A 3,982-nucleotide genomic window follows, 5' to 3' on the forward strand; every position below is an offset into this window, starting at 1 on the left:
TGCTACATGCTCGTGTACGCGTTCAGCCAGTTCGAGCATCCGCGCAAGAACCTCATCCTCGCGGGCTTCTTCGGCAGCTCGGTGCTGGCCGCCGTGTTCCTCGGCCTCGGCGCCCACGCGCTGGAGCAGGTCATGCTCCGGCCGCCTCCGCCGCCCGTCTTCTGACGCGCGCCCGTGGAGACGCCCGCACCCGCGAGCCCGCGCTGTCCCGCGCACCAGCGGGTCGCCGTGGCCACCTGCGCCCGCTGCGGCACCTTCCTGTGCGCTGAGTGCACCGAGCTGCTGGGCGAGGCCGCCTACTGCGCCTCCTGCGCGGCCCTCGTGGCGCCCCAGGAGGGCCCCCTTCCTCCCAGCCTCCTCGCCGTGTCCGGCCTGGTGCTGCTCGGGATGCTCTCCACCGCGGCGGCCTTCCTTCCCTTCTTCCCGTCCATTCTCAGCCTGCCCCGGTGGATTCTCCTCGGGGCCTCGGGCGTGGCGGGGCTGTGGGTGCCCACCCGGGTGCTTCACCGCATCGACAGCGGGCGGGGGCCGCGGCGAGCGCGACTCCTCGCCCGGTGCACGCGCTGGCTGGCCGGGGTGAACCTGCTCTTCTTCCTGCTCTCGCTCGCGTGGATGCTGTTCCTGCTGCGCGAGTCCTGGTTCGGCTGACCCGTCAGGGCCGCGCGCCCGTCACACCCCGCGCTCGTTCGGGTCCCAGATGTACTTGTGCATCTGGAGCTGGAAGCGCACCGGGAGCCGATCCTCGATGACCCACTCGGCCAGGGCCTTCGTGCCGAGCTTGCCGTAGACGGTGGAGAAGAGCATGCCGTACGGCTTCTCCAGCAGCCGGTGCTCGGCGATGAGCCGCTTGGACCACTCGTAGTCCTCGCGGCTGCCGATGACGAACTTCAGCTCGTCGTTGGCGTTCATCGAGGCGAAGTTCCGGTAGTCGTTCCGGTCGCTCTCGCCCGAGGACGGCGTCTTCATGTCCACGATTTTGTGGACGGCCGGGGGCACCAGCCGCACGTCGATGGCGCCGCTCGTCTCCAGCAGCACGGTGAGTCCCGAGGCCAGCAACTCCTCCATCAGCGGGTACACCCCGGGCTGCAGCAGGGGCTCGCCACCCGTCACCTCCACCCGCTGCGCTCCGAGCGCCTTCACCTGGGCCACCACCTCCGGAATCTTCATCCGCGAGCCGCCGTGGAAGGCGAACTCGCTGTCGCAGTAGGTGCAGCGCAGGTGGCAGCCGGTGAGCCGCACGAAGGAGCAGAGCAGCCCCGCGTGCGAGGACTCCCCCTGCACGGAGAGGTAGACTTCCTTCACCACCACGGAGTCAGCGGTGGGAACACGACGGGGCTCGATGTGGGGGCGCGCGACGGGCATGGGGATCCGGGGGGAGACTGCTTCAACCCCACCCGGGTGGGTGGATGCAAGCGGAGACGCCCCCCGGACTCCAACCCCCCGTTTCCTTTCGGGATTTCCAGGCGCCTGCCCTCCTCGGGAGGGAGCGGGCTCCCGAGAGGCGGAGTGGAGGCCTCAGCCCGGGGTGTTGCGCGCCTTCACCCGGGCGAGGAAGTCGTCGATGAGCTGCCGGGCGATGCTCAGGCGCGGGGGAAGGTGGGGGAGGTTGTCGGGGGTGAACCAGCCGGCCTCGGCGATCTCCTGGCCATCCACCTGGATGTCGCCGCCGGCATACTCGGCGGTGAAGCCCAGCATGAGCGAGCGGCCGAAGGGCCACGGCTGGCTGCCGAAGTAGCGCAGGTTCTTCAGCTCCACCCCCACCTCCTCCTTCACCTCGCGCACCACCGTCTCCTCGAGCGACTCGCCGACGTCGACGAAGCCGGCCAGGGTGCTGAAGAAGGCCCCGGGGAAGTTGGCGTTGCGTGCGAGCAGCATGGCGTCGCCGCGCGTGATGAGCACGATGACCGCGGGGGAGATGCGCGGGTAGTAAGGCGTGCGGCAGACGGGACAGCGGCGCGCGCGCTCGCCGGGGACGAGCACCGTGGGCTGGCCGTCTCGCCCGCAGAAGCGGTGGGTGACGTCCCACTCGGAGATGGCGAGCGCCCGGCCGACGACGGCGAAGAGCGCCTCGTCCACGCGGCCATAGAGGCCGCGCGCGGGGACGAGCTTCAGGCCGGCGGGCGGCTCGGTGTCCTTCGGGAGGGAGGCCGCGTAGCAGTCCACGCCCTCGAGCGTGCCGAGGAAGTTGGCCTCCGCGGCGAGCGCGGGCAGCTCCGAGCCCGTGGGGAGGTGTATGGCGCCCTCGCGCTCGCCGACGAGGAGGTCCAGGCCGCGCGTGACGAAGAGCAGGGCGGTGTCGCGCGGGCGCGCGGGGACGTCATGTCCGGGGATGAATCGAGGTGGGCTCACGCCCGGCACCTTAGCGGGACGGGGTGCGTTGGGGCAGGGGAGTCGCCGCCGCCGTGCTAGGAACGGGGCATGCTCCGCACCTCGCTCCTGACGGCCCTCCTCTGCGTCTCCGCCGGCTGTGCCCGGGCTCCTGTCGTTCCGGTCCGCCATGTGGTGGGCACGGCGGAAGCGCCCACCTTCCGCATCTCGCAGGGCAAGGGCACGGCCATCCTGCTCGTCAACGAGGAGACTGGGGCTCGCGCGGCGTCCCTGGGCGTGTTGGAGCTCCAGGGCGGGGCCGGCGTACCCGAGCACATCCACGAGCACAGCGTGGAGATGCTCTATGTGGAGGAGGGCGGCGCCGAGATGACCATCGAGGGACAGGTGCTGCCTGTCCGGGCGGGTGACGCCGTCTACATCCCGGCGGGGACCCGGCACGCGGCCCGAATCCCCGAGGGCACCGCGCGCTTCCGGGCGGTGCAGGTGTACGTCGGGCCCGGTCCCGAGCAGCGCTTCCGCCAGGGCGAGCCCGTCAAGCCCGCCTCCGCTCCGTGAGGCGGCGGGCCTATTTCCCTGGCTTGTGGGGTGGAAGCTCCTCCGGCAGCGGCATCCGCACCAGCTTCAGCCCCTTGGGCCCGTGGTCAATCACCGTGAAGCCCTGGCCGGCGACCCTGACGAGCTGACCGTCCCGGGCCGTTCCACTCGCGAGCCACGCGTCCGCCTCTTCTCTCGACGCGAAGGTGTGGGCGACTTTTATCCCTTCCACCGCGGGCGTCGTGAGTTTACGAAAAAATTCGCGGAACTCCTCGAGCTTCTGGAGGTCATCGCGGACGAAGAGCAGCGCCGCCGCGCAGATTCGCAGCGCCTCGTCCTCGGGTGTTCCCTCGGGGTGGCGTTTGCTCACGGCCTCCACGGTCCGAAGCACGGTGTCTACATCGAAGCGCGTGTTGTAGTTCATCGACAGACCTGGAGGGGAGCCACGGCGTGGTGTCGTGAATGACAGGCTTCTAGAGCGCGAGAGGAACCAGGAGCAGCGCGCCGGTTCCGCCCGTGACGAGGATGAAGGTAGTGCCCGCGACGATGACGACGGTTCCGAGTGCGAGCTCCGCCTTGTGCGCTCGAATCCAGTCGCGGGCCTTGTCGAGCGTCGAGAACTCGAGGGGAGGGCGTTTCTTCACCCGCTCCGCCTCTTCCTTCTCCAGCTCTTCAATGCATTGCATGTATTCTTTGCGGCACTTCTTGGTGCAGTATTCGTAGTACCACTCGTTGTGTTCTGTATGGGGATAGGGTTGCCGTGAAGCCTCCCAACACCGGGTGAAGCACGTGGCGAGCTCGCCATCGCAGTCGTACCCGGCGCCCCCCATCGCGAGCGCGCTGCCGACTCCGGTCGCGTCCTCGTCCACGACGTAGGTCTGGGCCTTGCCCTCCGCCGGTCTCACGTGGCCGCAACCCGCGCAGGCCACCGCCAGGGCCCCCAGCAGCACCATCAGCTTCAGGTCTCCTCTCTCGAGGGACACATGGGTCCGCGCGGTCTCCCGGGAGTTCATCGAAGGCCCCACCCTGCGCTCCGACACCGAGGGAGCGGGTAAAATCCAGACAGAAAAAACCCAAGTAATCTCGGGCATTTACAGCTGGAAGGGGGGGGGGGGGGGCT

6 protein-coding genes are annotated in these 3,982 nt (G+C 69.4%); 2 read left to right on the top strand and 4 right to left on the bottom strand.

Features of this window, described 5'->3' with window-relative positions:
• Positions 1-174: 174 nt before the first annotated feature.
• Complete coding sequence (locus VF697_RS29690) at positions 175-648, top strand: B-box zinc finger protein (RefSeq protein ID WP_331100173.1); 474 nt, start codon at positions 175-177, stop codon at positions 646-648.
• 21 nt (positions 649-669) lie between these two features.
• Here VF697_RS29690 and VF697_RS29695 read toward each other — a convergent pair whose 3' ends face one another.
• Complete coding sequence (locus VF697_RS29695; protein WP_331100175.1) at positions 670-1,362, bottom strand: radical SAM protein; 693 nt, start codon at positions 1,360-1,362, stop codon at positions 670-672.
• Between the two features lie 153 nt (positions 1,363-1,515).
• Positions 1,516-2,349, bottom strand: coding sequence for an NAD(+) diphosphatase (nudC, locus tag VF697_RS29700; protein WP_331100177.1), 834 nt, complete (start codon positions 2,347-2,349; stop codon positions 1,516-1,518).
• A gap of 69 nt (positions 2,350-2,418) precedes the next feature.
• On the opposite strand from nudC, the gene VF697_RS29705 reads away from it, so the two are divergent.
• On the top strand, positions 2,419-2,883 hold the full coding sequence (locus VF697_RS29705) for a cupin domain-containing protein (RefSeq protein WP_331100179.1): 465 nt from the start codon (positions 2,419-2,421) through the stop codon (positions 2,881-2,883).
• A gap of 10 nt (positions 2,884-2,893) precedes the next feature.
• On the opposite strand, the gene VF697_RS29710 is transcribed toward VF697_RS29705, so the two are convergent.
• Both VF697_RS29710 and VF697_RS29715 read right to left on the bottom strand, forming a co-directional pair.
• The gene (locus VF697_RS29710) at positions 2,894-3,286 is read right to left on the bottom strand and encodes a hypothetical protein (RefSeq protein ID WP_331100181.1); all 393 of its coding nucleotides are present in this window, start codon (positions 3,284-3,286) and stop codon (positions 2,894-2,896) included.
• Positions 3,287-3,335: 49 nt separating this feature from the next.
• Positions 3,336-3,845, bottom strand: a complete 510-nt coding sequence (locus VF697_RS29715; RefSeq protein WP_331100182.1) for a hypothetical protein — start codon at positions 3,843-3,845, stop codon at positions 3,336-3,338.
• Between the last annotated feature and the right edge of the window lie 137 nt (positions 3,846-3,982).

Source organism: Archangium sp. (genome assembly GCF_036388035.1).
Taxonomy (GTDB): Bacteria; Myxococcota; Myxococcia; order Myxococcales; family Myxococcaceae; genus Archangium.

Coding starts and splice junctions, on each gene's coding strand:
- VF697_RS29710 (WP_331100181.1), bottom strand. CDS start 3,286: ATGAACTACAACACGCGCTTCGATGTAGACACCGTGCTTCGGACCGTG.
- VF697_RS29695 (WP_331100175.1), bottom strand. CDS start 1,362: ATGCCCGTCGCGCGCCCCCACATCGAGCCCCGTCGTGTTCCCACCGCT.
- VF697_RS29705 (WP_331100179.1), top strand. CDS start 2,419: ATGCTCCGCACCTCGCTCCTGACGGCCCTCCTCTGCGTCTCCGCCGGC.